At 73.6% G+C, this 24,436-nt stretch carries 23 protein-coding genes; 19 read left to right on the top strand and 4 right to left on the bottom strand.

Annotation, left to right across the window (positions count from 1 at the left end):
* The first annotated feature begins 19 nt into the window (after window positions 1-19).
* The 8 genes from HHX41_RS36955 (at window position 20) to HHX41_RS36920 (ending at window position 8,002) form a co-directional block, all read left to right on the top strand.
* Entirely contained in the window at window positions 20-661 is a 642-nt protein-coding gene (locus HHX41_RS36955) for a TetR/AcrR family transcriptional regulator (RefSeq protein WP_182909665.1), read from the top strand.
* Window positions 662-884: 223 nt separating this feature from the next.
* Entirely contained in the window at window positions 885-1,634 is a 750-nt protein-coding gene (locus HHX41_RS36950; protein WP_169984985.1) for a GntR family transcriptional regulator, read from the top strand.
* Window positions 1,618-1,845 carry a 4Fe-4S dicluster domain-containing protein gene (locus tag HHX41_RS36945; RefSeq protein WP_079312946.1) on the top strand — a complete coding sequence of 76 codons (228 nt, stop codon included), beginning with the start codon at window positions 1,618-1,620 and terminating at the stop codon, window positions 1,843-1,845. Before HHX41_RS36950 ends, HHX41_RS36945 begins: the two co-directional genes overlap by 17 nt.
* A gap of 13 nt (window positions 1,846-1,858) precedes the next feature.
* Complete coding sequence (locus HHX41_RS36940) at window positions 1,859-3,292, top strand: ABC transporter substrate-binding protein (RefSeq protein WP_182909664.1); 1,434 nt, start codon at window positions 1,859-1,861, stop codon at window positions 3,290-3,292.
* Window positions 3,289-4,161: an ABC transporter permease gene (locus HHX41_RS36935; protein ID WP_182909663.1), complete on the top strand. Its 873-nt coding sequence runs from the start codon at window positions 3,289-3,291 to the stop codon at window positions 4,159-4,161. Before HHX41_RS36940 ends, HHX41_RS36935 begins: the two co-directional genes overlap by 4 nt.
* Window positions 4,158-4,931, top strand: coding sequence for an ABC transporter ATP-binding protein (locus tag HHX41_RS36930; protein ID WP_182909662.1), 774 nt, complete (start codon window positions 4,158-4,160; stop codon window positions 4,929-4,931). Before HHX41_RS36935 ends, HHX41_RS36930 begins: the two co-directional genes overlap by 4 nt.
* A gap of 2 nt (window positions 4,932-4,933) precedes the next feature.
* Complete coding sequence (locus tag HHX41_RS36925; RefSeq protein WP_182909661.1) at window positions 4,934-7,693, top strand: fumarate reductase/succinate dehydrogenase flavoprotein subunit; 2,760 nt, start codon at window positions 4,934-4,936, stop codon at window positions 7,691-7,693.
* A gap of 90 nt (window positions 7,694-7,783) precedes the next feature.
* The gene (locus tag HHX41_RS36920; RefSeq protein WP_182909660.1) at window positions 7,784-8,002 is read left to right on the top strand and encodes a hypothetical protein; all 219 of its coding nucleotides are present in this window, start codon (window positions 7,784-7,786) and stop codon (window positions 8,000-8,002) included.
* A gap of 75 nt (window positions 8,003-8,077) precedes the next feature.
* Here the strand turns inward: HHX41_RS36920 and HHX41_RS36915 are convergent, their stop codons facing one another.
* Window positions 8,078-9,184 (bottom strand): YeiH family protein, encoded by a 1,107-nt coding sequence (locus tag HHX41_RS36915; RefSeq protein WP_182909659.1) that lies wholly within the window; start codon window positions 9,182-9,184, stop codon window positions 8,078-8,080.
* The gene (locus tag HHX41_RS36910; RefSeq protein WP_169984971.1) at window positions 9,184-9,321 is read right to left on the bottom strand and encodes a hypothetical protein; all 138 of its coding nucleotides are present in this window, start codon (window positions 9,319-9,321) and stop codon (window positions 9,184-9,186) included. The genes HHX41_RS36915 and HHX41_RS36910 overlap by 1 nt, the downstream gene beginning before the upstream one ends.
* Before the next feature lie 141 nt (window positions 9,322-9,462).
* Between HHX41_RS36910 and HHX41_RS36905 the strand changes: the two genes are divergently transcribed.
* The 11 genes from HHX41_RS36905 to HHX41_RS36855 all read left to right on the top strand — a co-directional run bounded on the left by HHX41_RS36905 (window position 9,463) and on the right by HHX41_RS36855 (window position 21,966).
* Complete coding sequence (locus tag HHX41_RS36905) at window positions 9,463-10,854, top strand: lanthionine synthetase LanC family protein (protein ID WP_182909658.1); 1,392 nt, start codon at window positions 9,463-9,465, stop codon at window positions 10,852-10,854.
* A 21-nt stretch (window positions 10,855-10,875) separates the two neighbouring features.
* Complete coding sequence (locus HHX41_RS36900; protein ID WP_182909657.1) at window positions 10,876-12,045, top strand: sulfite oxidase; 1,170 nt, start codon at window positions 10,876-10,878, stop codon at window positions 12,043-12,045.
* Between the two features lie 114 nt (window positions 12,046-12,159).
* Window positions 12,160-13,146, top strand: a complete 987-nt coding sequence (locus tag HHX41_RS36895; protein ID WP_220504758.1) for an MsnO8 family LLM class oxidoreductase — start codon at window positions 12,160-12,162, stop codon at window positions 13,144-13,146.
* Window positions 13,147-13,365: 219 nt separating this feature from the next.
* Window positions 13,366-13,872: a flavin reductase family protein gene (locus HHX41_RS36890; RefSeq protein ID WP_182909656.1), complete on the top strand. Its 507-nt coding sequence runs from the start codon at window positions 13,366-13,368 to the stop codon at window positions 13,870-13,872.
* A 150-nt stretch (window positions 13,873-14,022) separates the two neighbouring features.
* Window positions 14,023-14,556 carry an NADPH-dependent FMN reductase gene (locus HHX41_RS36885; RefSeq protein ID WP_182909655.1) on the top strand — a complete coding sequence of 178 codons (534 nt, stop codon included), beginning with the start codon at window positions 14,023-14,025 and terminating at the stop codon, window positions 14,554-14,556.
* 94 nt (window positions 14,557-14,650) lie between these two features.
* Window positions 14,651-16,300: an ABC transporter substrate-binding protein gene (locus HHX41_RS36880; protein ID WP_182909654.1), complete on the top strand. Its 1,650-nt coding sequence runs from the start codon at window positions 14,651-14,653 to the stop codon at window positions 16,298-16,300.
* Window positions 16,297-17,256 (top strand): ABC transporter permease, encoded by a 960-nt coding sequence (locus tag HHX41_RS36875; RefSeq protein WP_182909653.1) that lies wholly within the window; start codon window positions 16,297-16,299, stop codon window positions 17,254-17,256. Before HHX41_RS36880 ends, HHX41_RS36875 begins: the two co-directional genes overlap by 4 nt.
* The gene (locus HHX41_RS36870) at window positions 17,257-18,117 is read left to right on the top strand and encodes an ABC transporter permease (RefSeq protein ID WP_310742348.1); all 861 of its coding nucleotides are present in this window, start codon (window positions 17,257-17,259) and stop codon (window positions 18,115-18,117) included. It abuts the gene before it with no gap.
* The gene (locus HHX41_RS36865; RefSeq protein WP_310742347.1) at window positions 18,114-19,775 is read left to right on the top strand and encodes an ABC transporter ATP-binding protein; all 1,662 of its coding nucleotides are present in this window, start codon (window positions 18,114-18,116) and stop codon (window positions 19,773-19,775) included. The genes HHX41_RS36870 and HHX41_RS36865 overlap by 4 nt, the downstream gene beginning before the upstream one ends.
* On the top strand, window positions 19,772-20,929 hold the full coding sequence (locus tag HHX41_RS36860) for an FAD-binding oxidoreductase (RefSeq protein WP_182909651.1): 1,158 nt from the start codon (window positions 19,772-19,774) through the stop codon (window positions 20,927-20,929). Before HHX41_RS36865 ends, HHX41_RS36860 begins: the two co-directional genes overlap by 4 nt.
* 62 nt (window positions 20,930-20,991) lie before the next feature.
* Window positions 20,992-21,966 carry a glutathione S-transferase C-terminal domain-containing protein gene (locus HHX41_RS36855; RefSeq protein WP_182909650.1) on the top strand — a complete coding sequence of 325 codons (975 nt, stop codon included), beginning with the start codon at window positions 20,992-20,994 and terminating at the stop codon, window positions 21,964-21,966.
* Between the two features lie 212 nt (window positions 21,967-22,178).
* On the opposite strand, the gene HHX41_RS36850 is transcribed toward HHX41_RS36855, so the two are convergent.
* A complete protein-coding gene (locus tag HHX41_RS36850) occupies window positions 22,179-23,306 on the bottom strand; it encodes an LLM class flavin-dependent oxidoreductase (protein ID WP_182909649.1) in 1,128 nt (375 codons plus the stop codon).
* Window positions 23,303-24,358 (bottom strand): LLM class flavin-dependent oxidoreductase, encoded by a 1,056-nt coding sequence (locus tag HHX41_RS36845; protein ID WP_182909648.1) that lies wholly within the window; start codon window positions 24,356-24,358, stop codon window positions 23,303-23,305. Before HHX41_RS36845 ends, HHX41_RS36850 begins: the two co-directional genes overlap by 4 nt.
* Window positions 24,359-24,436 lie beyond the last annotated feature (78 nt).

Genomic DNA, 24,436 nt, shown 5'->3' with positions numbered 1-24,436 from the left:
ACCCTGCTACGGTGACGTCGTGGACGGCAAGCCGGGGCTGCGGGAACGGAAGAAGCGGCGTACCCACGCGGCGATCTCCGAGGCCGCGATCGCGCTGTTCCTCGAACACGGCTTCAACCAGGTCTCGGTGGCGCAGGTGGCCGAGGCGGCCGAGGTGTCCAAACGCACGCTGTTCGCCTACTTCCCGGCGAAGGAAGACCTCGTGGTGCATCGCCTCGCCGACCACGAGACCGAGATGGCACGCGTCGTGCGGGCCCGCCCGCCGCGCACCGCCCCGCTGACCGCGCTGCGTGAGCACTTCCTCGACGGACTGCGCGAGCGGGACCCGATCACCGGGCTCAACGACGCGCCCCAGGTGCGGAAGCTCCACCGGATGATCCTCGACACCTCCTCGCTGGTGGCCCGGATGGAGCGGTTCAAGAGCGGCGCCGAACGCGCACTCGCCCAGGCGTTGCAGGAGACGGCGGACGTCCCGGAGCTCACGGCGCGGCTGGCCGCCGCCCAGATCGTCGCGGTCCACTGGGCGCTGGCGCAGGACAACGCCGAACGCCTGGCGTACGGGGAGCCCGCCGACGAGCGCTACGCGGGTGCGGTGGCCGACGCGGAACACGCGTTCGCGCTGCTGCGGAACGGACTGCGGCAGCTGACCCGGCAGCGGTGACTTCTGGCAGGCTCGACGAGCCTGCCCGGGGGCACACGCGTGCCGCCGAGCCTGAGCCGGCGCGGGTGGTCCAGCCCGCCCACCTCCGTCACCGCTTCCCGGGGTGGCGGTTGTCGGCGGTCTCCCGGTGGAACCGCAGCTCACGACGGTGACGCGATCCGCCGGGGTGGCGTAATCGCGTCGTTATCCGCATATTCCTACCTGAACAGTAGGCTTACGCCTCATGGAGTTGGCGGACGCGAGACGGCGCCGGGCGGACAGGGCCCGCCAGGTCGCCGACCTGCTGCGGCGGGAGGTCGTGCACGGCGGCTTCGGCGGTGGTCACCTACCGCTGGAGTCCGCCCTCGCGCGGGAGTTCGGGACCTCGCGCAACACGATCAGGGACGCCCTGGACCTGCTGCGTGACGAGGGCCTCATCGAGCGGTGCCCGGGCGTCGGCACCACCGTCGCCGCGGAGAAGTACCCGCACGGCCTGCACCGGCTGCTCGGCCTCGCCGAGACCCTCCGGGAGCACGGCGAGGTGACCAACGAGGTCCGCGCGATGGGGCTGATCCCGCCTCCGGCCGCCGTGCGGGGGCGGCTCGGCCTGCCGCCGGGGGAGGACGTCGTCTACGTGGAGCGGCTGCGCCGGCTCAACGGCCTGCCGCTCTCGCTCGACCTGACCTACCTCGTCCGCGAGGTGGGGGAGCCGCTCTTCGACGCCGACCTCGTGCACAACGACGTGTTCGTGCTGCTGGAACGGATCGCCGGCCAGCCGCTCGGCGTGGCCGAGCTGACGATCGAGGCCGTGAACGCCGACCCCCACACCGCGGCCGTCCTCGACGCGCCGCGCGGCGCGGCGCTGCTGATGGTCGAGCGCCTCACCCATCTGTCCGACGGCCGCCCGGTCGACCTGGAGTTCGTCAGGTTCCGCGGCGACCGCCTCACCATGCGTGGCCATCTCTGGAGGAACACCGATGACCCTGGTCAATAGCCGCGTCGACGTGCCCGTGACGATCGACGAGTCGCTGTGCATCGAGGGCTGCACGCTGTGCGTGGACGTGTGCCCGCTCGACTCGCTGGCCATCCACGAGGTCAGCGGCAAGGCGTACATGCACGTGGACGAGTGCTGGTACTGCGGCCCCTGCGCCGACCGGTGCCCCGCCGACGCCGTCACGGTGAACATCCCCTACCTGCTCCGATAGAAGGACACTCCCCATGCGTAAGCTCATCGCCGCCGTGGCGCTGCTGGCCGCGGCGGGGTGCTCCGTCTCCGCCGGCGCCGACGACGGCAGGCAGACGGTCGTCGTCGGATACCAGTCGAAGACCATCAACACCGTGACGGCGGGGACGCTGCTGCGCGGTCTCGGCTACCTCGAAAAGCGGCTCGGCGACGGGTACCGGGTCGAGTGGCAGGACTACGACACCGGCGCCCCCATCACCGCCAAGATGGTGGCCGGGAAGATCGACATCGGGTCGATGGGCGACTACCCGCTCCTCATCAACGCATCCCGCACCCAGGGCGTGGCCGCCGCGCGGACCGAGCTCGTCTCGGTGACCGGCTACAACCTGCGCGGCGGGCTGAACTCGGTGGTCGTCGCCCCGTCGTCGGACGTGCGGACGCTGGCCGGCCTGAAGGGAAAGAAGGTCTCCGCCAGCTCCGGGTCGGCCGGTCACGGCACGCTCGTCCAGGCTCTGGAACGGGCCGGGCTCGACCCCGCGACCGACGTGGAGGTCGTCAACCAGCAGCCGCCGGTCGGCGCGTCTGCGCTGCAGTCGGGCAACGTGCAGGGATACGCCCAGTTCGTGGCCTGGCCGGGGCTGCTCGTCTTCCGGAACCAGGCCCGCCTCGTCTACGACGGCTCGGCGCTCGACGTGCCGACGTTCCACGGCGTCGTCGTACGGCAGGCGTACGCGAAGGAGCACCCGGACGTCGTCCAGGCGTTCCTGCAGGCGCAGATCGACGCGACGAGGTACCTGCACGAGCATCCCGTCGAGGCCGCCGAGGCGGTCGCCGAAGCCACCGGCCTGCCGGCCGAGGTCGTCTACCTCTACAACGGCCGCGACGGCATCGCGTCGTTCGACGTCACGATGAAGCCGCGGCTGCTGGCCGCCCTCGACCACGACCAGAAGTACCTCAAGTCGATCGGCACCGATTTCGCCGGCGTCGACGTGGCGAGGTTCGCCAACGACTCCTACCTCAGGAAGGCGTACGGCGCCTCCTACGACGCCGACACCGCGAGCACCGCCAACGCCGCGAAGATCGGCGGGACCGACGAGGCCTGCGGGACCGCCGTGGGCGACCCGGCGAAGGCGGGCGAGGTCTGGCTGGCCGGGGAGGACCGGCTGCGCCCCGCGGCCACCCCCGCCTGCCTGCTGCGCCAGGTCGCCGCCGCCGTCTCCGGCGGCAAGGCCGTACGGGCCGCCTACGTGCCCGACGCGGCCACGGGGACGCACTGGTTCGCGGACAGGTCCGTCTGGGTGCGCGACCCGTCGGCGGGCGAGGACGACCGGTTCAAGCCCTTCACCACCGGGGACGGCGCGCAGGCGTACGTGAAGGAGCATCCCAAGGCCGAGATCGTCGGCTACGACGAGGCGCTGAAGGCCGCAGCGGGGGCGCTGAAGGCGGCGGCGGGAGGTACGTCGCGATGAGCACTCCGGCCTTGGACGCGACGCTCGCCCCCGCCGCCGCCGGAACCCCGGACGCCCCGGCGGTGCGGACGGCCCGGACGAGAACGGCGGCCGGCCTGCGCGCGTGGGCGGTCAGGCTCGGCTCCCTGGCGATCGTCGTCGCGCTGTGGCAGTGGCTGACGACCGTGGACGCCCGCGTCGGACTGCGGTTCGACCGGCTGCCCTCGCCCGCCGAGGTCGCGGCGGAGTTCGGCCGGCAGCTGGGCACCCGGATCTACTACCTCGACCTGGCCCAGAGCATGATCCGCATCCTCACCGGGTTCGCGCTGGCGGCCGTCGCCGGCATCGCCCTGGGCGTCCTGGTCGCGCGGTCCCGGTGGATCGGCGACGTGCTGCTGCCGTCCGTCGAGGTCGTCCGGCCGATCCCGGCGATCGCCCTCGTCCCGATCGCGATCCTGGTGTTCCCCACCGACGAGCAGGGCATCGTGTTCATCACGTTCGCCGCGGCGTTCTTCCCGATCATGGTGAGCACGCGGCACGCCGTACGCGCGCTGCCGACGCTGTGGGAGGACGCGGTCCGCACCATGGGCGGCGGGCGCGCGCACGTGCTGTGGAACGTCGTCCTCCCGGGCACGCTGCCGGGCGTCTTCGGCGGCCTGTCGGTCGGCATGGGCGTCGCCTGGATATGCGTGATCTCCGCCGAGATGATCTCCGGGGAGTTCGGCGTGGGCTACCGGACCTGGCACGCCTACACCGTGGTCGACTACCCGGCGGTGCTCGTCGGCATGGCGTCGATCGGCGTGCTCGGCTGGGTCACCTCGGCCTCCGTCGAACTGCTCGGCCGGCGCCTCACCCGGTGGCTGCCGCGCGGGGAAGGGACCGCCCGATGAGCGCTCCCGCCATGGAGACCGCACGCGCGGACGCCGGGCTCGCCATCCGGCTGGAGGGCGTGTCGCTCGGCTACGGGCGGCACGCCGTGCTGGACGGCCTGCACCTCGACATCGCCCCCGGCGAGGTCCTGGTGATCGTCGGTCCGTCCGGATCGGGCAAGTCCACCGTCCTGCGGGCGATCGCGGGGCTGCTGGCGCCGCGGGCCGGCCGGGTCCTGGCCCAGGGCGTGCCGGTCACCGGGCCGTCGCCCGGCCGGGCGATGGTCTTCCAGGACGACGCGTTGCTGCCCTGGCGCACGGTCCGGCGCAACGTCGAGCTGCCGCTTCGCATCCGCGGCGTGCCGAGGAGGGAGCGCAGGGCGGCCGCCGAGAGCTGGATCGCCCGCGTCGGCCTCGCCGGCTGCGAGGACCGGCTGCCCCGGGAGCTGTCCGGAGGCATGCGGCAGCGCGTGCAGCTCGCCAGGTCCCTGGCGGGCGCGCCGCGCGCCGTGCTCATGGACGAGCCCTTCGGCGCGCTGGACGCGCAGACCCGGGGTGAGATGCAGCGCCTGCTGCTGGACGTGCTCCGCGACACCCTCGCCACGGTCGTCTTCGTCACCCACGACGTGGACGAGGCGCTGCTGCTCGCGGACAGGGTCGTCGTGCTCGGACATCGCGGCGGACACAGCGGCGGACACGGCGGCATCGCGACCATCCTGCGCGTGCCGGAGCCGCGCACCCCCGACGTCGACCGCGCCGAACTGCGCGCCCACATCATCGAGGAGCTGTGAAAGTGGACATCCCTTCCCCCGCGGACCGTACGCATCTGGAATGCGAGGTCCTGGTGGTCGGCGGCGGCACCGCCGGGACCATGGCCGCGATCACCGCCGCCGAGCGCGGCGCCGACGTGATCCTGCTGGAAAAGGCGCACGTGCGGCACAGCGGCGCGCTGGCGATGGGCATGGACGGCGTGAACAACGCGGTCATCCCCGGCAGGGCCACCCCCGAGGACTACGTCGCCGAGATCACCAGGGCCAACGACGGAGTGGTCAACCAGCGCACGGTCCACCAGACGGCCACACGCGGCTACGACATGGTGCGGCGGCTGGAACGCTACGGCGTGAAGTTCGAGAAGGACGAGCACGGCGAGTACGCGGTGCGCCGGGTCCACCGGTCGGGCAGCTACGTCCTGCCCATGCCGGAGGGCAAGGACGTCAAGAAGGTCCTCTACCGCGTGCTGCGCCGCCGCGACATCCGCGAGAAGGTGCGCATCGAGAACCGGGTGATGCCGGTCCGTGTGCTGACGAGCGGGGGCCGGGCCGTCGGCGTCGCCGGCTTCGACACCCGATCGGGCCGCTTCGTCACGGTCGCCGCCGGCGCCGTGATCCTCGCCACCGGCGCGTGCGGACGGCTCGGCCTGCCCGCCAGCGGCTACCTGTACGGCACGTACGAGAACCCGACCAACGCCGGGGACGGGTACGCGATGGCCTACCACGCGGGCGCGGAGCTCAGCGGCATCGAGTGCTTCCAGATCAACCCGCTGATCAAGGACTACAACGGCCCCGCCTGCGCGTACGTCGCCAATCCGTTCGGGGGTTACCAGGTCAACGCCGAGGGGGAGCGGTTCGTCGACTGCGACTACTGGTCGGGCCAGATGATGGCCGAGGTGGCGAGGGAGATCGGGTCGGCCCGCGGCCCGATCTACCTCAAGACCAGCCACCTGCCCGACGAGACGCTCACCGCGCTCGAGAACATCCTGCACACCACCGAGCGCCCCACCCGGGGCACCTTCCACGCGGGACGCGGGCACGACTACCGGACCCACGACGTCGAGATGCACATCTCCGAGATCGGATTGTGCGGCGGCCACTCGGCCTCGGGCGTCTGGGTGGATGAAAACGGCGCCACCACCGTCCCCGGCCTGTACGCCGCGGGCGACCTGGCCTGCGTGCCGCACAACTACATGATCGGGGCGTTCGTCTTCGGGGACCTCGCCGGGGCCCACGCCGCCGAGCACCACCGTACGGCCGGCAGCCTGCCGGAGGACCAAATCCTTGCGGCGCACGAGCTGATCTATCGCCCGCTGCGCAACCCGGACGGCCCGCCGCAGCAGCAGGTCGAATACAAACTACGCCGGTTCGTCAACGACTACGTCGCCCCGCCGAAGACCGCCAGGAAGCTGGACATCGCCCTGGAGACGTTCGAGCGGATGCGTGAGGAGATCGCCGCCATGGGCGCGAGGACCCCGCACGAGCTGATGCGCTGCGCCGAGGTCACGTTCATCAGGGACTGCGCGGAGATGGCCGCCAGGTCCTCGCTGGTCCGCACGGAGAGCAGGTGGGGCCTCTACCACGAGCGCGCCGACCTGCCCGAGCGGGACGACGACGAGTGGCTCTACCACCTCAACCTGCGCAAGAACGCCGACGGGGCGATGGAGTTCGTCAAGCGCCCGGTCGAGCCGTACCTCGTGCCCGTCGAGGGCTTCGCCCCCCGCCCGGCCGAGCCCGTCCTGGTCGGGACGTACGGCCCGGCGGGCCCGGCGCGGCGCAGGGCGGGCGGGCGGCTCGCGGTGGAGGCGATCGGACGCTCGCCGCGCATCCTCGAACTCCTGCGGCTCGCCGACGGCGAGCCGGCGCTGGACCAGATCACCCCCTACCTGGAGGACGCCGATCCCAAGGTCCGCAGGGCGGCCGTCGCGACGCTGACCGAGACCGCGCCCCGGGGTGTGGAGACCGCGCTGGCCCGGGCCCTCGCCGATTCGCACGGCACGGTACGGCGCGCCGCCGCGACCGGCCTGCGGGAGCTCGTGGAGGTGCTGCCCGCGACCGCCGGGTTCGGGGCGTCGCTCCGCGCCGTCGCCGGCTACACGGAAGCGGGCCGGGGCGGAGCGGGGGACCCGATCGTTCGCGCGGCCGTTCTGGACGTCCTGCGGGCGCTGCGCCTCGGTGACGCCGCGTTGTTCGAGGCGGCGCTCGCCGACGCCGACACCCGGGTGCGGATCGAGGCGGTCAGGGGCCTGGTCGCGCTCGACGACCCGGCGCGGGTGGCGCTCGCGGCCGGCGACGAGGACCGCGAGGTACGCGTCTGGGCGGCCAGAGGGCTCGGTGTCATCGGCCTGGCCGACGGCGCCCCCGCCGTCGCGCGGCTCGCCGCCGACGCCGATCCGCTCGTCCGGGCGGCGGCCCTGGAGGCGTCCGCCGGGCTCGGCCGGGCTCTCCAGGGGGAGCCGGTCTTCGCGGAGACGGCCGTACGCGCTCTCGCCGATCCGGCCTGGCAGGTGCGGGTGGGCGCGGCGCGCGGACTCGCCGCCGCCGATCCGGCCCTGGCGGTGGAACCGCTGGTGGCGGCGCTGGCCGACCCCCATCTCGACGTGCGCAAGGCCGCGGTGCTCTCGCTGTCCGCGTGGGCGGTGCGGGCCGAGGTGGCCGCGGCCCTGCACGGCGCTCTCGGCGACTCCGACGCCGACGTCCGCGCCTACGCCCGCAGGGCGCTGGACGCCGCGCGCGCCGGCACGGCCGTCACGGCCACGGTGACGATGCCCGCCGGCGTCTGACGCCACGGAGGGGATACCGCCCCGGGAGGACGGTCGGCGGCGTGGTACATTCCAGGGCGAGTTAGTAGGAAATAACGGAAGGGCATCGCCGTGACCGATCTGCGCCCGGCTCCGTCGTCCGGCGGCGCCCTTCCGGACGGCGGTGCCCGGCCGTCCGCCGTGGCGGACGCCGCCGAGGCGCCCGGCGTGCCGCGCGACCCCTTCCCGGGCGACACGCACTGGTACGACCTGCCGGACGACGACGCCGCGCCGGAGGAGGACGAGGACGAGGCCGGAGCCCGGTGGCGTCCCTGGCTGCGGCGACGCTGACGGGTTCCGCCGGGCCGGCCGGCTCGTCCCCGGTGCTTCAGGTGGTGCTTCGGGTGGTGCTTCGGGTGGTGCCGCTCAGGCGACGGTGAAGCCGCTGAACAGGAGCGTGGCGAGTCCCAGGGCCAGCAGGACGTTGGCCACGGTGGCGGCGGCGAAGACGGCGACCGGACGCCAGCCGGCCTCCCTGAGCGAGGCCACCCTGAACTCCAGGCCGATGCTGACGAAGGCCAGGATGAGGAACCAGGTGCGCAGGTCGTTGGCGACGCCGATGACCGCCTTGCCCTCGGCCGCGCCGGCGGTGGACAGATACCAGGTGGCCAGCACCGAGGCCGCCACGAAGCCGAGCACGAACTTCGGGAACCGCCGCCACAGCTCGCCCGCGCCCGGCCGCTCGGCGCCGGGGCGGCGCTCGATCCGGAAGGCGAACCACGCGGTCAGCGCGACCACCACGACGCCGATCAGGGCGTTCTGGGTGACCTTGACGATGGTCGCCACCGCCAGCGCGTTCTCGCCCGCGAGAGTGCCCGCCGCGGTCACCGCCGCCGTCGTGTCGATGTTGCCGCCGATCCAGGCGCCCGCCACCTCCGGGCTCAGGCCCAGAGCCGAGGCCAGCGCGGGGAGGACGAAGATGGACGGCAGGGCGAACGCGATCACCAGGCTCGCGCTGTAGGCGAGCTGCTCGCGCCTGGCCTGTACGGCTCCCGCCGCCGCGATGGCGGCGCTGACGCCGCAGATGGACACCGCGGCCGACAGCAGCGCCCGCAGCCTGTCGTCGAGCCCGAGGCGGCCGCCGAGCCACCAGGTGAACAGGAACACCGCGCTGATCAGCACGATGCCCTGGAGGATCGCGGGGCCGGCCGCGGTGACGATCACCTTCAGGTTGATCGACGCTCCGAGGAGCACGAGCCCGGTTTTGATGAAGAACTCCGTGCGGAAGCCGGCCGACAGGCGGTCGCGCAGCCCGGTCGCGGTGAGCACGGCGTTGCCCAGCAGGCCGAGGGCGATCGCGTAGACGGGGTACTCGATCGCCTTGGCCAGGCCGGAGCCGGCGAACCACTCGGGCACGCCCTTCTCCAGGGCCCTGGTGCCCGCGGCGAGGGCGAGGACGACGAGGACGCCCAGGGCGGGCCACTGCCACGCCGGGGCCCGCGTCGCGGCGGGAACGGCCGCCTCGCCGCTCATCACGGCACCAGCCCCGTCGGGATCACGCCGGTGATGACCAGTACGAGGAGGACGAGGCCGACGATGGTGGCGGCCCAGTCCTCGTTGATCGCGGCACGGGTGTGCTCGCCGACGGTCGGGGGGTGTTCGTCGCTCACGCCGGACGCCTTTCTCGGGAGTGCGAGTGTTCGGCTCGACTGTGGGGCGAAAATACCCATCAAGTCAATAGGGAATGCAGGGAAAGATCCCGGGCCGACATAGTTGCTATTACCTACCAGCTTTGTGGGATAGTGCTGTCCATGGGCCCGGACCCGACCCGCTCCTCCGGCGAGCGCGCAGACACCCCGCTGACGGCCGCCATCATGGCGGGACGGTGGATCCGTACGGCTGCCGTCGACGACGAGCACGGTAGGCGATGGCGGGCCAACCCCGACCCGCACGGCAGGCCGGCCGCGCCCGGCGGGCCCGCGTCTCTCCACTCCGCGTCCCTTCACTCCGCGTCCCTTCACTCCGCGTCCCTTCACTCCGCGTCCCTTCACTCCGCGTCCCTTCACTCCGGGGCGGCCGGGATCGTGCTGTTCTTCCTGGAGCTCGCCGCCGGCACCGGGCACGAGGCCTACCTGGAGGACGCCCGCGCGGGCGCCCGTCACCTCGCGGCGACGTGGCGGCGACTGGCCGACGTGTCGCTCCATCACGGCCTGGCCGGCGTCGTCCTCGCGCTGACCGAGGCCGGCTGGGTGCTCGGCGAGGAGCGGTTCGAGGCCGCGGCGGTCGCGGCCGCCGACAGGATCGTCCGGAGCGCCCGCGCGATGGACGACGGCGGGATCGGCTGGTCGGGGGATCCCACCCCGCGCGGCGACGGCGGCGTGGTCCTGGGACTGCTGCGTGCCGCGGCGGCGCTCGGCGTGCCGGCCTACGAGGAGATGGCGATCGAGGCGGGACGCCGGATCGCGCGGCTGACCGCGCCCCGCGAGCGGCCCGCGGCGTGCCCGGCCTTGCCCGCCGAGGCGGCCCCGCCCGGCTTCCTGGCCGGGACGGCCGGGACGGCGTTCCTCCTCGCCCGCCTCTACGGCGCGACGGGTGAGGAGTCGTTCCTCGACGCGGCACGCCGCGGCGCGGGCCTCGTCCGGGCCGCGGGCGTTGCGACCGGGCGCGGGGTGCTGGTCACCGACCACCTGGGCTACTGCTCGGGGTCCGCCGGGATCGCCCGCATGTTCTACGAGCTGTATCGGGTGACCGGCGACCGCGGCGACCTGGAGTGGGTGAAGCGGCTGGCCAGGGGCGTCAGGGAGTCCGGCGCGCCCTTCCGGCAGACGGCGGGGCTGTGGAACGTCGCCTGCCAGTGCTGCGGCACCGCGGGACTCATCGAGCTGTACGTGGGGTTGTGGGCGGCGACGGGGGAGCAGGAGCACCTGGAGTTCGCCCGCAGGCTCGCCGACCACCTGATCGGCCGGGCGACCGGCTACGACGGCAGGGGATACCGCTGGTACCAGGCGTACCGGCGGCACCGCCCCGGCGAGGTGTCGGCCGACACCGGCTACCTGACGGGGGCGGCGGGGATCGGGGCGGCCCTGCTGCACCTGGACGCGGCGGGGCAGGCGGACCGGCCGCGCCGCGTGATCCTGCTGCCGGACAACCCCTTTCCGCCCATTCCCGTGCCGGCCGTCGCCCTGCGGAGGCCGGCCGGCTGACACCGCAGGTGAGGAGGGCGCATGGACGCACGGTCCACCACCGACGAGGACGGCGGGGAACCCTGCCGTACGGTGCCCGGGGCGAGAAGGGCGGCGCAGGCGCCGCCCGCGCGGCCCGGCATCCGCAAACCCCTGCCGCCACGCCTGTTCGCCGTGCACGGCACGAACGCGGAGACGCGCTGGGAGGCGCTGCGCGGTGCGGGCTACCTGACGCCGGACGACCTGTTCTTCGTCCGCAACCACACGGCGACGCCCCTGGTCGACGCCGCCACCTGGCGCCTCACACTGTGGGGCGACGGGCTGGACGGCGGGCCGGTCGCGTTCACCTACCGGGACATCCTCGGCATGCCGGCCGAGACGGTGACCGCGTTCATCGAGTGCGCCGGCAACGGCCGCGGCCTGTACGGCGAGCAGCAGGGCCAGGAGGTGTCGGGCACGCCCTGGCGGCTCGGCGCCGTGGGGGTCGCGCGCTGGCGGGGGGTGCGGCTCGCGACGCTCCTGCGCAGGGCGGGGATGAGCGACCGGGCGGTCGCGCTGATGCCGCGCGGGCTCGACGCCGACTACGTGGAGGCGGGGGAGAACCTGGGGAGGGTGCGCCGCCCGCTTCCCGTGGCCAAGGCGCTGGACGACGTGCTGGTGGCCTACGAGATGAACGGGCGGCCGCTGCCGCCCGACCACGGCTATCCGGCGCGGCTTGTGGTGCCGGGATGGGTGGGCGTCGCCTCGATCAAGTGGCTGGGGGACGTCGAGGTGTCGGCGGAGCCGCTGGAGTCGCCGTGGAGCACGCGGCTGTACCGGATGCACGGCCCCGGCCACCCGCCCGGGGGCGGGCCGCCGCTGACCCGCATGGGGGTGAAGAGCGCCTTCGAACTGCCCTGGCCGGCCCGTCTCCAGGTGGGGCGTGAGCATCTGCTGCGCGGCCGTTCGTGGTCGGGTCACGGGCGGGTGGTCCGGGTCGAGGTCAGCGACGACGAGGGCGCGTCGTGGCGGCCGGCCCGGCTCCACGACGACCGGCACCCGCGTGGCTGGGTCCGGTGGACCTTCCCCTGGACTCCTCGGATGGCGGGCGACCTGCGGCTGCTCGCCCGGGCCGCCGACGAGACGGGCGCGACGCAGCCCGGCAGGGCGGCCTGCAACACCCTCGGCTACGGCTTCGACGCGGTGGTGCGTCACCCCGTCGTCGTGACCTGACCAGGGCTCGCGGTCCACCCCGCCGTTGACAATGTGAGGGTACCTCAGGTTGACTCTGGGCAACGTGAGGCATCCTCCGGATATGCCTCTTCCCGTCCGCTGAAGGAGAGGACCTTGGCCGAGGGAATCGCCGTCTCCGTGCACGACACCGCCCCCGTCTGGCGCGGCGACACCGCGGGCGACGCACTGCGCCGTTCCGTCGACCTGGCCCGGGCCGTCGAGGCCCTGGGCTACCGGCGCCACTGGGTGGCCGAGCACCACAACACGCCCGCGCTCGCGACCTCCAGCCCGGCGGTGCTCGCGGGCGCCATCCTCGCGGCGACCGCCACGATCCGGGTCGGCTCCGGCGCGGTGCTGCTGCCCAACCACTCGCCGTACGCGGTGGCCGAGCAATTCGGCGTGCTGGCCGGGCTCCACCCTGGCCGGGTCGACCTCGGGCTCGGCCGCGCGGCCGGCGGCTCGGGGGAGGCCGCGGCGCGTCTCGGCGACCCGCGTCGGCTCGACTTCGGCGACGCGCTGCGCGAGCTGAACGAGTACTTCGCCGGCGGCAGCGGCGGCGTGCGCGCGATCCCCGAGCCGGGCGTCCCGCCCGAGATCTGGCTGGTCGGGTCGAGTGCGTCCAGCGCCGCGTACGCCGGCCGGCTCGGCCTGCCGTACGTGTACGCGCACGCGATCGTGGGCGGCGGGGCGCCGGAGGCTCTGGAGGCGTACCGGCAGGCGTTCCGGCCGTCGGCGGCCCTGGCCGGGCCGCACGCCGGCGTGGCGGTGATCGCCGTCGTCAACGACAGCGACGAGCGCGCGCACCGGCTCGCCGCCTCCTTCGTGTACGGCCAGATCCTCATGCGCACGGCCGATCCGGCCACGCTGTTGCCAAGGGAGGAGGAGACGGCCGCGCACCGGTTCACCGCGGCCGAGGAGCGGTTCCTGCGCGAGAAGATCGGCCCCCAGTTCGTCGGCGGCCCCGAGCGCGTCGCTCCCCGCCTCGGGGACCTCCTGCGCCGCACCCGCGCCGACGAGCTGTTCGTGCTCACGCAGGTGCCCGACCATCAGGCCAGGATCCGCTCCTACGAGCTGGTCGCCAAGATCGTCTCGTCCCTGTGAGACGGACCCGGAGCCGCGGGCCGGTCTCGGGAAATTTTATGTATAGCTGGTAGGAAATATTGACTTTAGGATCGTCTGATCCTACGTTTGCGGTATGAGCCAGGGTGTTCGTCCGAACCCCGGTCCCGCCTCCATCCGAATCCCCGATCCCGCGTGTCGTGACGCTGCCGGCCGATGGGATCGACCCCGAGAGCAGCTGCGACCAACCGGAGGTTCGCCATGACGGAGACTCTGCTCGGCCCCGCCCTCGACGCCGACGACTACAAGCGGGCCCTCGCGGTGCACGCGGCGGGGGTCGTCGTGATCACCGCGCGGAGCGGGGGAGTGCCGGTGGGGCTGACCGCCACCTCGTTCTCCTCGGTCAGCCTCGACCCGCCCCTCGTCTCCTTCTACGTGGACCAGGCGTCCACCACCTGGCCGTCCCTCCGTGAGGCGGACCACTTCGCCGTCAACGTCCTCGCCAGCGACCAGGCCGACCTCGCCGCCCGCTTCGCGCGCAAGGGCGTCGACCGGTTCGCCGAGCCCACCCGGTGGCGCCCGGGACCGCTCGGCGCGCCGCTGCTCGAAGACGTCTCCGCCCACCTGGTCTGCCTGCCGTACGAGAGGGTCGGTGTGGGCGACCACGTCCTCGTCGTGGGCCTGGTCACCCAGGCCGAGGTGCGCGTGCCGGGACGTCCGCTGCTGTATCACCAGGGCCGCTTCGGCCGTTTCACCGCCCACCCGTGAGCCCGCTTCCGCTCGGCGCCGAGCGCCGTCTCCCCGATATGGAGGACGTCCGTTGACCACCCGCACACTCCGTGAGAAAGCGCATCACGCGGCTCCGCGCACCGGACCCGCCCGTCACACCGCCGAAGCGCGGCACGAGGGGGTGACGTCGTGAGCTCTGTCGTGGCGCTGGCCGGCAACCCGCGGGGCGGCTCCCGGACCCACCTCGCGGCGGTGGCGGCGGCCGAGGCGCTGGGGCGCCGGATCGGGCACGACGCGCCGCCCGAGGTCGTGGACCTGTCCGCGATCGGCCCGCACCTGTTCACCCCCGCCCCCTCGCCCAGGGTGGAGGTCGCGCTGGAGCTGGCCGCCGGAGCGCAGGTGCTCGTGGTGGCCAGCCCCACCTACAAGGCCACCTACACCGGCCTGCTCAAGGCGTTCCTCGACCGCCTCCCCGGCGGCGCGCTGACCGGAACGGTGGCGCTGCCGCTGATGGTCATGGGCGCCCCCCGGCACGCCCTGGCCGTCGAGCTGCACCTGCGTCCCCTGCTGATCGAGCTGGGTGCGCTCGTGCCCAGTCCGGGCCTGGCGCTGCTCGAGGCCGAGATCCCCGACCTCGACCGGATCCTCGCCGACTGGCTGGATCGGGTCGCCCCGCAGGTGACCGCGGCGGTGCGGCAGCCGCACCCCCGAGGTCTCGTCTAGAACCGCCGGCAGAGAACCACCAGCAGAGAACCGCCAGCAGAGAACCGCCAGCAGAGAACCACCGGCAGAGAACCACCGAAAGGCTCGCCCTCCGATGTCCACAAGCATCCGATTACCCGCCGCCGTGTTCGTCTCCCTGTCGCTCGCCCTGACCGCCTGCGGCACGGGGGACGGAGGAGCGGCGGCGGCCAAGGCTCCCGGTGGGCCGGTCAAGGGTGGCACGCTCACCTTCGGCGTCAACACCGAACCCTCCACCTGCCTCGACCCGCACCAGAGCCCCGCCGATGTGGCCGGCCTGTTCACCCGGCCCGTTCTCGACTCGCTGGTGTCATTGGACACCGAGGGGCGCATCCGCCCCTGGCTGGCCACCTCCTGGACCGTCTCCGAGGACCAGAAGACCTACACGTTGCAGCTGCGGGAGGGCGTGAAGTTCTCCGACGGCACTCCCTTCGACGCGGCGGCGGTCAAGGCCAACCTGGACCACATCGTCGATCCCGCGACCAGGTCCCAGCTCGCGGCGGGCTACATCGAGCCGTACGAGGGCAGCGAGGTCGTCGGCCCGCACACGGTGAAGGTCAGCTTCAGCAGGCCGTACTCGCCGTTCCTGTCCGCCCTTGCCACGGCGTACTTCGGCATCGAGTCGCCGCGGTCGCTCGAGCAGCCGCAGGACGCGCTGTGCAAGAAGGTCGTCGGGTCCGGGCCGTTCGTCATCGACGAGTACGTCGTGCAGAAGGGCATCACCTACCACCGCAATCCCGGCTACGACTGGGCCGCGGAGGGCGCCGGGCACACCGGGGCGGCGTACCTGGACAAGCTGGAGATCAAGGTCATCACCGAGGACTCGGTCCGGCTCGGCGCGCTGACCAGCGGGCAGGTCGACGCGATCGCCGGCGTGCCGCCGGTGAACGTCAGGCAGGTGCGGGCCGACCCCCGGCTGACGATCACCACGCGGCAGGCGCCGGGCGGCAACTACAACTACTACCCGAACACCACGTCCGGGCCGTTCGCCGACAAGCGGGTCCGCCAGGCGTTCCGCGACGGCATCGACTTCGCGACGATCGTGCAGAACCTCTACTTCGGCGCGTTCCAGCCCGCCGCGGGTCCCATCTCGCCCGCGACCGACGGGTACGACAAGACCCTCGAAGGGAAGGCGAAGTACGACCCCGCGACGGCGAACAGGCTGCTCGACGAGGCCGGCTGGTCGGCGAGGGACGCCGAGGGCTACCGCACCAGGGACGGCAGGCGGCTGACGATCCGGTGGGGGTTCCTCAAGGCGTTCGCCCGGGAGCAGCGCGACACGCTGGCCGAGCAGATCCAGGCCGAGGCCAAGAAGATCGGCTTCGACGTCGAGTTCGTCGCCGGCACCGTCAACGAATGGCTCGAGAAGTACCCCAAGGGCGACTACGACCTGATGGACTTCAGCTGGCAGCGCGCCGACGGCGACACCCTGCGCAACCTGTTCGACAGCTCGTCCATCCCCACGGACGCCAAGTTCGGCCAGAACGCCGCCCGCCTGGCCGACAAGGACGTCGACGGCTGGCTGAGCGACGCGCTGGACACGACCGACCAGGCCGAGCGGGCCGAGCTGTACGCCAAGGTGCAGCAGCGGGTGACCGACGAGGCCGCGGTCTTCCCGGTGTACGTGTTCAACTACCTGCTCGGCGCCGGCGAGAAGGTGCACGGCATCGGCTGGGAGCCCCAGGCGTACCCGACCTTCTACGACGCCTGGGTCGAGCAGGCATGACCGCCGTGGCCGTACCGGCCACCCGGGCGCGAGCCCGGGTGGTCCGCCCGGTGCTGGTGCGGCTGGGCACGTCCGTCCTGGTGCTGTGGGGGGCGGTGACGGTCGCGTTCGCCGGGCTCCACCTCACCCCGGGCAACGTCGTAGACCTGCTGATCGGCGCCAACACCGTCACGCCCGAGGTCCGCGCGCGGATCGTCGCCGACTACGGGCTGGACCGGCCGCTGCTCGTCCAGTACGTCACCTACCTGGGCCGGGTGCTCCACGGCGACCTGGGCCAGTCGTACCAGCTGCACCAGCCGGTCGCCTCGGCGATCGGCGAACAGATCGGCTCGTCCGTCCAGCTCATGCTCGCCTCGTTCGCGCTGGCGGTCGTGGTCGCCGTCACGGTCGCCGTGCTGACCGCGGGGCGCCGGTGGGCGCGGGCGGTGTTCTCCGGCGTCGAACTGGTCGGCATCTCCATTCCGTCGTTCTGGGCCGGGATCCTGCTGCTCACCGTCTTCTCGTTCGGGCTCGGGCTCTTCCCGGCCACCGGCGGAGAGGGAGTGGAGAGCCTGGTCCTGCCGTCCGTCGCGATGGCGATCCCGGTCATCGCGACGCTCAGCCAGGTGCTGCGCGAGGGCCTGGAGCTCACGCTGGAGGAGCCGTTCGTGCTCACCGCGCGCTCGCGCGGCATGTCCGACCTGGGCGTGCGCCTGCGGCACGCGCTCCGGCACGCGCTGCTGCCGACGGTCACGCTGGCCGGATGGATGGTCAGCTACCTGTTCGGCGGCGCCGTGATCACCGAGTCGGTCTTCTCCCGGCAGGGCATCGGGCGGCTGACCCTCACCGCCGTCACCAACAAGGACCTGCCGGTCGTGATGGGCGTGGTCCTGATCGCCTCGCTGCTCTACGTCGTCATCAACATCCTGCTCGACCTGCTCTACCTGGCCATCGACCCGCGACTGCGAGGTGCCTGAGTGACCACGTCCACGATCGTCTCCCCGGGCGTCGTGATCGGGCGCAGGCGGCGGCGCGTCCCGCGCGCCGGCGTCTGGGCGGCCGCCGCGTTCCTGCTGGTCGTGGCGGTGATCGCGATCGCGCCCGGCCTGGTCGCGCACGGCTCGCCCGACCTCACCGACGCCCTCGCCGCGCTCCGGCCCCCGGACGGCGAGCACCTGCTCGGCACCGACGCCAACGGGCGCGACATCTTCACCCGGATCGTGTACGGGGCGAGGCCGTCGGTGCTGGCCGGGCTGGCCGCCACCGCGCTCGCGGTCACCGGGGGCACCCTCGCCGGGCTGCTGGCGGCGCTCGGCGGGCGGGTGCCGGACGAGGTCGTCATGCGCGTCGTGGACGTCCTGCTCTCGCTGCCGGGGCTGCTGCTGGCCCTGCTGGTCATCGCCGTCGCCGGGCCGGGCACGCTCAACGCGGTCTTCGCCATCGCCGCGTACACGCTGCCCGGCTACGCGCGCCTGGTCCGCGCGCAGACCATGGTCATCCGCCGGTCCGGGTACGTCGAGGCGGCCGTCTCGCTCGGCCTGACCAAGGCTAGGATCATCGCGCGGCACGTGCTGCCCAACGCGTTCGCGCCGCTGCTCGTGCTGGCCACGATCGAGGTCGGCACCGCGCTGGTCGCGGCGTCCTCGCTCAGCTTCCTCGGCCTCGGTCCCAGGCCGCCCGCCCCGGAATGGGGGGCGATGCTCTCGGCCGGGCGCGACTACTTCTCCGTCGCCTGGTGGGTCGCCGTCTTCCCCGGGCTGGCCATCACGCTCACCGTCCTGTCCGTCACGGTCGTCGGCCGCCACCTGCAGCGGCGCGTCGAAGGGAGACTGTCGTGACCACTCAGCGGGTCGACCCGGTCGTCGAGGTGTCCGACCTGCGGGTCTCGTTCGGCCCCGTCCAGGCGGTCCGGTCGATCTCCTTCACGGTGAGGCCGGGCGAATGCGTCGCCATCGTGGGGGAGTCCGGCTCGGGCAAGAGCGTCACCGCCCGCACGCTGATCGGGCTGACCGGCGCCGGCGCCGAGATCACCGCGCGGTCGCTCGTCGTGGGAGGCCGCGACGTGTCCTCGTACGGCGAGCGGCAGTGGCGGACGCTGCGGGGCGGCCAGGTCGGCTACGTCCTGCAGGACGCGCTGGTCTCGCTCGACCCGCTGCGCCCGGTCGGCAAGGAGATCGCCGAGACCCTGCGGCTCCACCGGGTCGTGCCGCGTGCCGGCGTGCGGCGGCGCGTGGTGGAGCTGCTGCGCGAGGTGGGCGTGCCGGAGCCGGAGCTGCGGGCCGCGCAGTACCCCCACCAGCTCTCCGGCGGGCTGCGCCAGCGGGCGCTGATCGCCTCCGCGGTCGCCTGCGCGCCCCCGCTGCTGATCGCCGACGAGCCGACCACCGCTCTGGACGTCACCGTGCAGGCGCAGATCCTGCGGCTGCTGGCCGAGCGCAGCCGGGCCGGGGCCGGGCTGCTGCTGATCAGCCACGACCTCGCGGTGGTGGCCGAACTGGCCGACCGCGTGCTGGTGATGAAGGACGGGGAGGTCGTCGAGGAGGGGCCCACGCGGGACGTGCTCGGCGCCGCGCGGCACGACTACACCCGCAGGCTGCTGGCCGCGGTGCCCTCCGAGCACGGCAGGGGCACCCGGCTGACCGTCCCCGGGAACGGCTCCGCCCCCGCGCCCGCTCCGCTCCCCGCGGCCCGGCCCGGCGAGGTGGTGATCAGGGCGTCCGGCCTGGCCAAGTCGTTCACCGGGCCGGACGGGCTGCCCCGGGCGGCCGTGGACGACGTGTCGTTCGAGCTTCGGGCGGGGGAGACCCTCGGGCTGGTGGGCGAGTCGGGATCGGGCAAGACCACGACGGCGCGCCTGGTGCTGGGGCTGCTGGAGCCGGACGCGGGCGAGGTGGAGATCGCCGGCAGGTCCTGGCGGGGGCTGGGCTCCGCCGGGCGCCGCGCGCTGCGGCGGCGCATCCAGGTCGTCTACCAGGACCCGCTGAGCTCGTTCGACCCCCGTTTCACCGTGCGGCGGATCCTCGACGAGGCGCTCGCCGCCGGGGGCGAGCCGCGCCGGACCCGGCGGGACCGTACGGCCGAGCTGCTCGCGCAGGTCGGCCTGGACACGTCGGTCCTGGACCGCAGGCCGCTGCGGCTGTCCGGCGGGCAGCGGCAGCGGGTGGCGATCGCGCGGGCGCTGGCCCCGCGGCCCCAGGTGATCGTCTGCGACGAACCGGTCTCCGCGCTGGACGTGTCGATCCAGGCCCAGGTGCTCGACCTGCTCGCCGACCTCCAGGCCGAACTCGGCGTGGCCTGCCTGTTCATCTCCCACGACCTCGGGGTGATCCACCATGTCAGCGACCGGGTGCTGGTGATGAAGGACGGCCGGGTGGTCGAGTCCGGCGACGTCCGTCAGGTCTTCACCCAGCCGCGCGCGCCGTACACACGCGAGCTGCTGGCCGCGATCCCCCGGCTGCCGGTACACCGGCCGCGTGATCGGGAGGCCGTCGCATGACGTACGACGTGGTGATCGTCGGGGCCGGGGTGCACGGCACGGCCGCGGCCTTACATCTGGCCAGGCGCGGCGTGTCCGTGGCCGTGTTCGACAAGGGGCCGGTCGCGGGCGGGCCCACCGGGCGGTCGGGCGGCATCTGCCGGGCCTACTACACCGATCACTTCCTGGCGGAGACGGCGCGGGACGGCATCGCGTTCCTCACCCGATTCGAGGAGCACACCGGCGGGCACCAGTCCGGGTTCCGCCGGACCGGCGCGTTCTACCTGCACGGCCCCGGCGACGTGGCCTCGGCCGCCGAGACCGCCGCGCGGCTCGGCTCGCTCGGCGTCACCAGCGAGCTGGTCGCCGCCGACGCGCTGCCCGCCCGGCTGCCCCACCTGAACCTGGACGGCGTCGCGGTCGCGGTCTGGGAGGCCGACGCCGGCTACGCGGACCCGTCCGCGACGACGACCGGGCTGGCCGCGGCGGCGCGGCGCCACGGCGCGGTGTTCCACACCCACAGTCCGGTCGTCGCGCTCGCAGAGGAGCGCCGCGGGGCGGCGGTGACCACGTCCGACGGCGCGGTGCACCGGGCCGGACGGCTGCTGGTGGCGGCCGGGCCGTGGACCGCGCCGCTGCTGTGGCCGCTCGGCGTGTACCTGCCGCTGACCGTGGAACGGCACGTCGTCGCCGTGTCCGAGCACGACCCCGCCGACGGCGCCGAGATCGTGCCGCACATCCTGATCGACATTCCCGGCGGCTACTACACGACCCCGCAGCCCCGCACCCAGTACCTCACCGGCGGGGTCGTCCCGGCCTCCGCCGCCGACCCCGACGACTTCCCCGGCCCGCTCGCCGGCGAGCTGGACCGGCTCGCCGCGGCCTCCGCCGCCCGCTCCGCGGCGCGCCGCCGCGCCAGGGTGGCCGGCGGCTGGGCCTCGCTCTACGACGTGAGCCCCGACTGGCAGCCGGTCGCCGGCCGGGTCGGCGAGCACCTGTTCGTCGACGCGGGCACCAGCGGGCACGGCTTCAAGCTCGCTCCCGCCTGGGGCGACCACGTCGCCCGGCTGCTCCTGGACGACCCCGATCCCCGCCTCGCCGCCTTCGGGCCCGGCCGCTTCGCGACCGGCGGCGAACTGCCCGCCGGGTTCGGCGCGGCCCGGATCCTCGGCTGACCCCGGCTGACCACTCGGCCCACCACCGGCTGACCACCGGCTGATCACCGCAAGGAGACCCCATGACCACCCAGGCGCCCGCCTACGCGAGTCCCGCCGACGTCGCCGCCCATGGCCCGTACGGGCCGGGCAGGACCGACCGGCCGGGACCCCGCTACCCCTTCCAGGGCCGGATCAGCGCCGACGGCTCCGGCGGCCACCCCGCCGAGCCCGGTCGCTACCACGTCTACGCCTCGTACACGTGCCCGTGGGCGCAGCGCGCCGTCATCGTGCGGGACCTGGCCGGGCTGCGGGAGGTCGTGTCGGTGTCCTACGTCGACGACGACCGCGACGCGCGCGGCTGGGCGTTCCGCGAGCGGCGCGGGCCCGACCCGGTCAACGGCTTCACGCTCCTCGCCGAGGCGTACGACGCCACCCAGCCCGGATATCCCGGCCACATCTCGGTGCCGGTGCTGTGGGACCGGCGCACGCGCCGGATCGTCAGCAACGACTTCGCCCGGATCCCCGTCGACCTCGGCACCGGGTTCGCCGAATGGGCCACCGAGAACCTCTACCCCGAGGACCTGCGCGCCGAGATCGAGGCCCTGGACGAGGAGATCGCACGCGACCTCAGCCAGGGTGTGCACCTGGTCGCCGGGGCCGCCACCCAGGAGGAGTACGAGCGGCGGCGCGCCGGGGTGGCCGCCGCTCTGGACCGCCTCGACGCCCGCCTGGCCGGCCGGCGGTATCTGTTCGGGGACCGCCTCACCGAGTCCGACGTGCAGCTCTGGGTGGTCCTGGTCAGATACGACCTGCTGCACAATCCGCTCGCCGGGATCACCAAACGCCCGCTGACCGCCTACCCCCACCTCTGGGCGTACGCCCGCGACCTCTACCGGACCCCCGCGTTCCGCGAGACCACCGACTTCGCCGCCTTCCGGCTCGGCGCCAGGCCCGCGCAGCGGCGCGGCGGTCCGGTGCGGATCACGGTCGAGCCACACGAGGCCGACTGGGACGAGCCGCACGGACGCGAGGCGCTCGCGGGGGAGCACGCGTGACAGAGGTGTCCTGGGGGTGACCCCCCGCTGCCGGGACTCGGGCCGCACCTGCACAGAGAGATCGTCGAGGCGCCGGCCGCGTCGCGGGCGGCCCCGCACACCCTGCCGGACGTGCTGAAGGCCCTGCGGGCTCACCAGCGCGGTCCGAACAGGGCCGGGCCGGCGCCGCTGACGCGGTGCCGGCCCGGCCTTGGTGGCGGTGGCGATGTCCGTCAGACGCCGGCGTCCGCCCACGCCTGCGCGAGCAGGTCCTGGGACCGGACGCGGTCCGTGTGGTCGTGCGCGATCGTGGTGACGAGGAGTTCGTCGGCCCCGGTCGCCTCCTTGAGCACCCGCAGCCCCTCCACCACCTTCTCGGGCGTGCCCGCGAACCGCGTGTCCAGCCGGTCCGCGACGAGGGCCCTGTCCTCCTCGGTCCACTCGTACGCGGACGCCTCCTCCGGAGAGGGGTACTTCATCGCCCCGGCGCCGGTGCGGATGCTCCTCACCCACAGCCCGTACGGCTCGCCGACGCGGCGGGCCTCCTCCTCGGTGGGGGCGACCAGGACGTCGGCGGACACCATGACGTGTGGCGCGGGATACGCCTGCGAGGGCTTGAACGCGTCGCGGTAGGCGTCCACCGCCTCCAGCACGGTGGCCGGGCTCACGTGGTAGTTCGCCGCGAACGGCAGCCCGCGCTCGGCCGCGACCTGCGCGCTCTGGCCGCCGCTGCTGCCCAGGACCCACAGCTCCAGTTCGGCGCCCTCCCCGGGCTGGGCGTGCGCCTCGTGGCCGTCGTCCGAGCGGTAGCTCCCGGAGAGGAACGCGACGATGTCGTCGACCTGCTCGGCGAAGTCGGGGCTCTGGGCTCCCGGCTGCTGCAGCAGCGTCAGCGCCAGCGCGAAGATCGGCGCCTGCGTGATGGCCGGGGTGAACGAGAACGGCGGCGGGATCAGCAGGCCGTTGACCGTACGCGCCGCCGCGGGGGCGGCCGGCTCGGGCGGAGCCTCGCGCAACTCGCGCGCACGCTGCCCGGAGCGGCCGATCCCCAGATCGATGCGGCCGGGATAGAGGGCGTCGAGCGTGCCGAACTGCTCCACCACGGTCAGCGGGGTCTGGTGCCCGAGCTGGACCGCGCCGGAGCCGACCCGGATCCGCCGGGTGGCGGCGGCCACCGCGCCGATGAGCACCGCCGGCGCGGAGCTCGCCACGCCGGGGGTGAGGTGGTGCTCGGCGAGCCAGTAGCGGTGGTACCCGGCGTCCTCCGCCCGGCGGGCGAGGTCGACGGTGTTGCGCAGGGCGTCCCCGGCGGTGCCGCCGGACGAGATGGGGGCGAGGTCGAGGACGGACAGGCGGGTCATGACGGACCTCCGGTGGGGAACGGCCTGCTGGGGATCTCCTTGCGCAGGACGGGGGCGATGTCGCTCTGGAACAGTTCGAGCGACGCCCGGTGCTGCGCGCCGGTCAGCCCGTCGGCCTCCGCCGACACGTGCATCACCTCGTGGCCCAGCCGTTCGTGGTAGCGGTGCACCTTGTCGATGATCTGCTGGGGGCTGCCGACGAGGATCGAGCTGCGCTCGATGGCGTCCTCCAGCGTGGGGAACACGGGGTCGAGCCCCTGCTTGCGCAGGAACGCCACCCGGGCGTCGAAGATCGGCCGGTAGGTCTCGACGGCGTCCTGCGATCTCGGTGTGGCGTAGTAGCCGGCGCTGCCCGCCCCGACCAGGGCGTCGGCCGGGTCGTGGCCGTGGTGCTCCCACCGCTCCCGGTAGTAGGCGACCAGCTCCGCGTACGGTTCGACGGAGTTGGTCACGTTCGCGGAGAACAGGGGATCGCCGTACCGGGCGGCGAGCTCCACCGACTCCTTGCTGGTGGCGCTGCCGTGCCAGATCCGGATGGGCCGCTGCAGCGGCCGGGGGAGCACCTCGGCGTCTGTCAGCGGCGGGCGGAAGCGGCCCGACCAGGTCACCCTGTCCTCCCGCCAGAGCCGCCGGAACAGCTCGTAACCCTCGCGGTTGCGGTCCCACTGGTCCTGGTCGGTCACGTGGAACAGCTGCGCCTGGGCGGCGCCGTTGCCCTTGCCGATGATCAGCTCCAGGCGTCCGCCGGACAGGTGGTCCAGGGTCGAGTAGTCCTCGAACGCGCGGACCGGGTCGAGCAGGCTCAGCGTGGTCACCGCGGTGAACAGCCTGATCGTGCTGGTGTGCGCCGCGACGTGGCTCAGCACCACGGGCGGGGCCGAGGACAGGAACGGCCGCTCGTGCCGCTCGCCGAAGGCGAACCCGTCGAAGCCCAGCTCCTCGGCGACGACGGCGGCGGCCACGATCTCGCGGAACCGCTCGGTCACCGGTTTCAGCTCGCCGGTCAGCGGGTGGGGCAGATGGAATCCGAGTGTCATCGCGAGGAACTTCACGACCGGCCGTCCTCCTTCGTCGCGTGGATCGTGCGCGCCGGCGCGGCGGCCCCTCGCGTCTTTCCCGTGCCGGATGCG

The organism is Microbispora sp. H13382 (assembly GCF_014161445.1).
Lineage (GTDB): Bacteria > Actinomycetota > Actinomycetes > Streptosporangiales > Streptosporangiaceae > Microbispora.
Note: the sequence above shows the minus strand (reverse complement) of the source record. Positions and strands in the feature narration are given on the sequence as shown.

What these genes read in the sequence shown, in the direction of transcription:
- HHX41_RS36900 (WP_182909657.1), top strand. Translation starts at nt 10,876, where the DNA reads ATGGACGCACGGTCCACCACCGACGAGGACGGCGGGGAACCCTGCCGT.
- HHX41_RS36905 (WP_182909658.1), top strand. Translation starts at nt 9,463, where the DNA reads ATGGGCCCGGACCCGACCCGCTCCTCCGGCGAGCGCGCAGACACCCCG.
- HHX41_RS36880 (WP_182909654.1), top strand. Translation starts at nt 14,651, where the DNA reads ATGTCCACAAGCATCCGATTACCCGCCGCCGTGTTCGTCTCCCTGTCG.
- HHX41_RS36860 (WP_182909651.1), top strand. Translation starts at nt 19,772, where the DNA reads ATGACGTACGACGTGGTGATCGTCGGGGCCGGGGTGCACGGCACGGCC.
- HHX41_RS36945 (WP_079312946.1), top strand. Translation starts at nt 1,618, where the DNA reads ATGACCCTGGTCAATAGCCGCGTCGACGTGCCCGTGACGATCGACGAG.
- HHX41_RS36940 (WP_182909664.1), top strand. Translation starts at nt 1,859, where the DNA reads ATGCGTAAGCTCATCGCCGCCGTGGCGCTGCTGGCCGCGGCGGGGTGC.
- HHX41_RS36950 (WP_169984985.1), top strand. Translation starts at nt 885, where the DNA reads ATGGAGTTGGCGGACGCGAGACGGCGCCGGGCGGACAGGGCCCGCCAG.
- HHX41_RS36930 (WP_182909662.1), top strand. Translation starts at nt 4,158, where the DNA reads ATGAGCGCTCCCGCCATGGAGACCGCACGCGCGGACGCCGGGCTCGCC.
- HHX41_RS36855 (WP_182909650.1), top strand. Translation starts at nt 20,992, where the DNA reads ATGACCACCCAGGCGCCCGCCTACGCGAGTCCCGCCGACGTCGCCGCC.
- HHX41_RS36915 (WP_182909659.1), bottom strand. Translation starts at nt 9,184, where the DNA reads ATGAGCGGCGAGGCGGCCGTTCCCGCCGCGACGCGGGCCCCGGCGTGG.
- HHX41_RS36850 (WP_182909649.1), bottom strand. Translation starts at nt 23,306, where the DNA reads ATGACCCGCCTGTCCGTCCTCGACCTCGCCCCCATCTCGTCCGGCGGC.
- HHX41_RS36935 (WP_182909663.1), top strand. Translation starts at nt 3,289, where the DNA reads ATGAGCACTCCGGCCTTGGACGCGACGCTCGCCCCCGCCGCCGCCGGA.
- HHX41_RS36875 (WP_182909653.1), top strand. Translation starts at nt 16,297, where the DNA reads ATGACCGCCGTGGCCGTACCGGCCACCCGGGCGCGAGCCCGGGTGGTC.
- HHX41_RS36890 (WP_182909656.1), top strand. Translation starts at nt 13,366, where the DNA reads ATGACGGAGACTCTGCTCGGCCCCGCCCTCGACGCCGACGACTACAAG.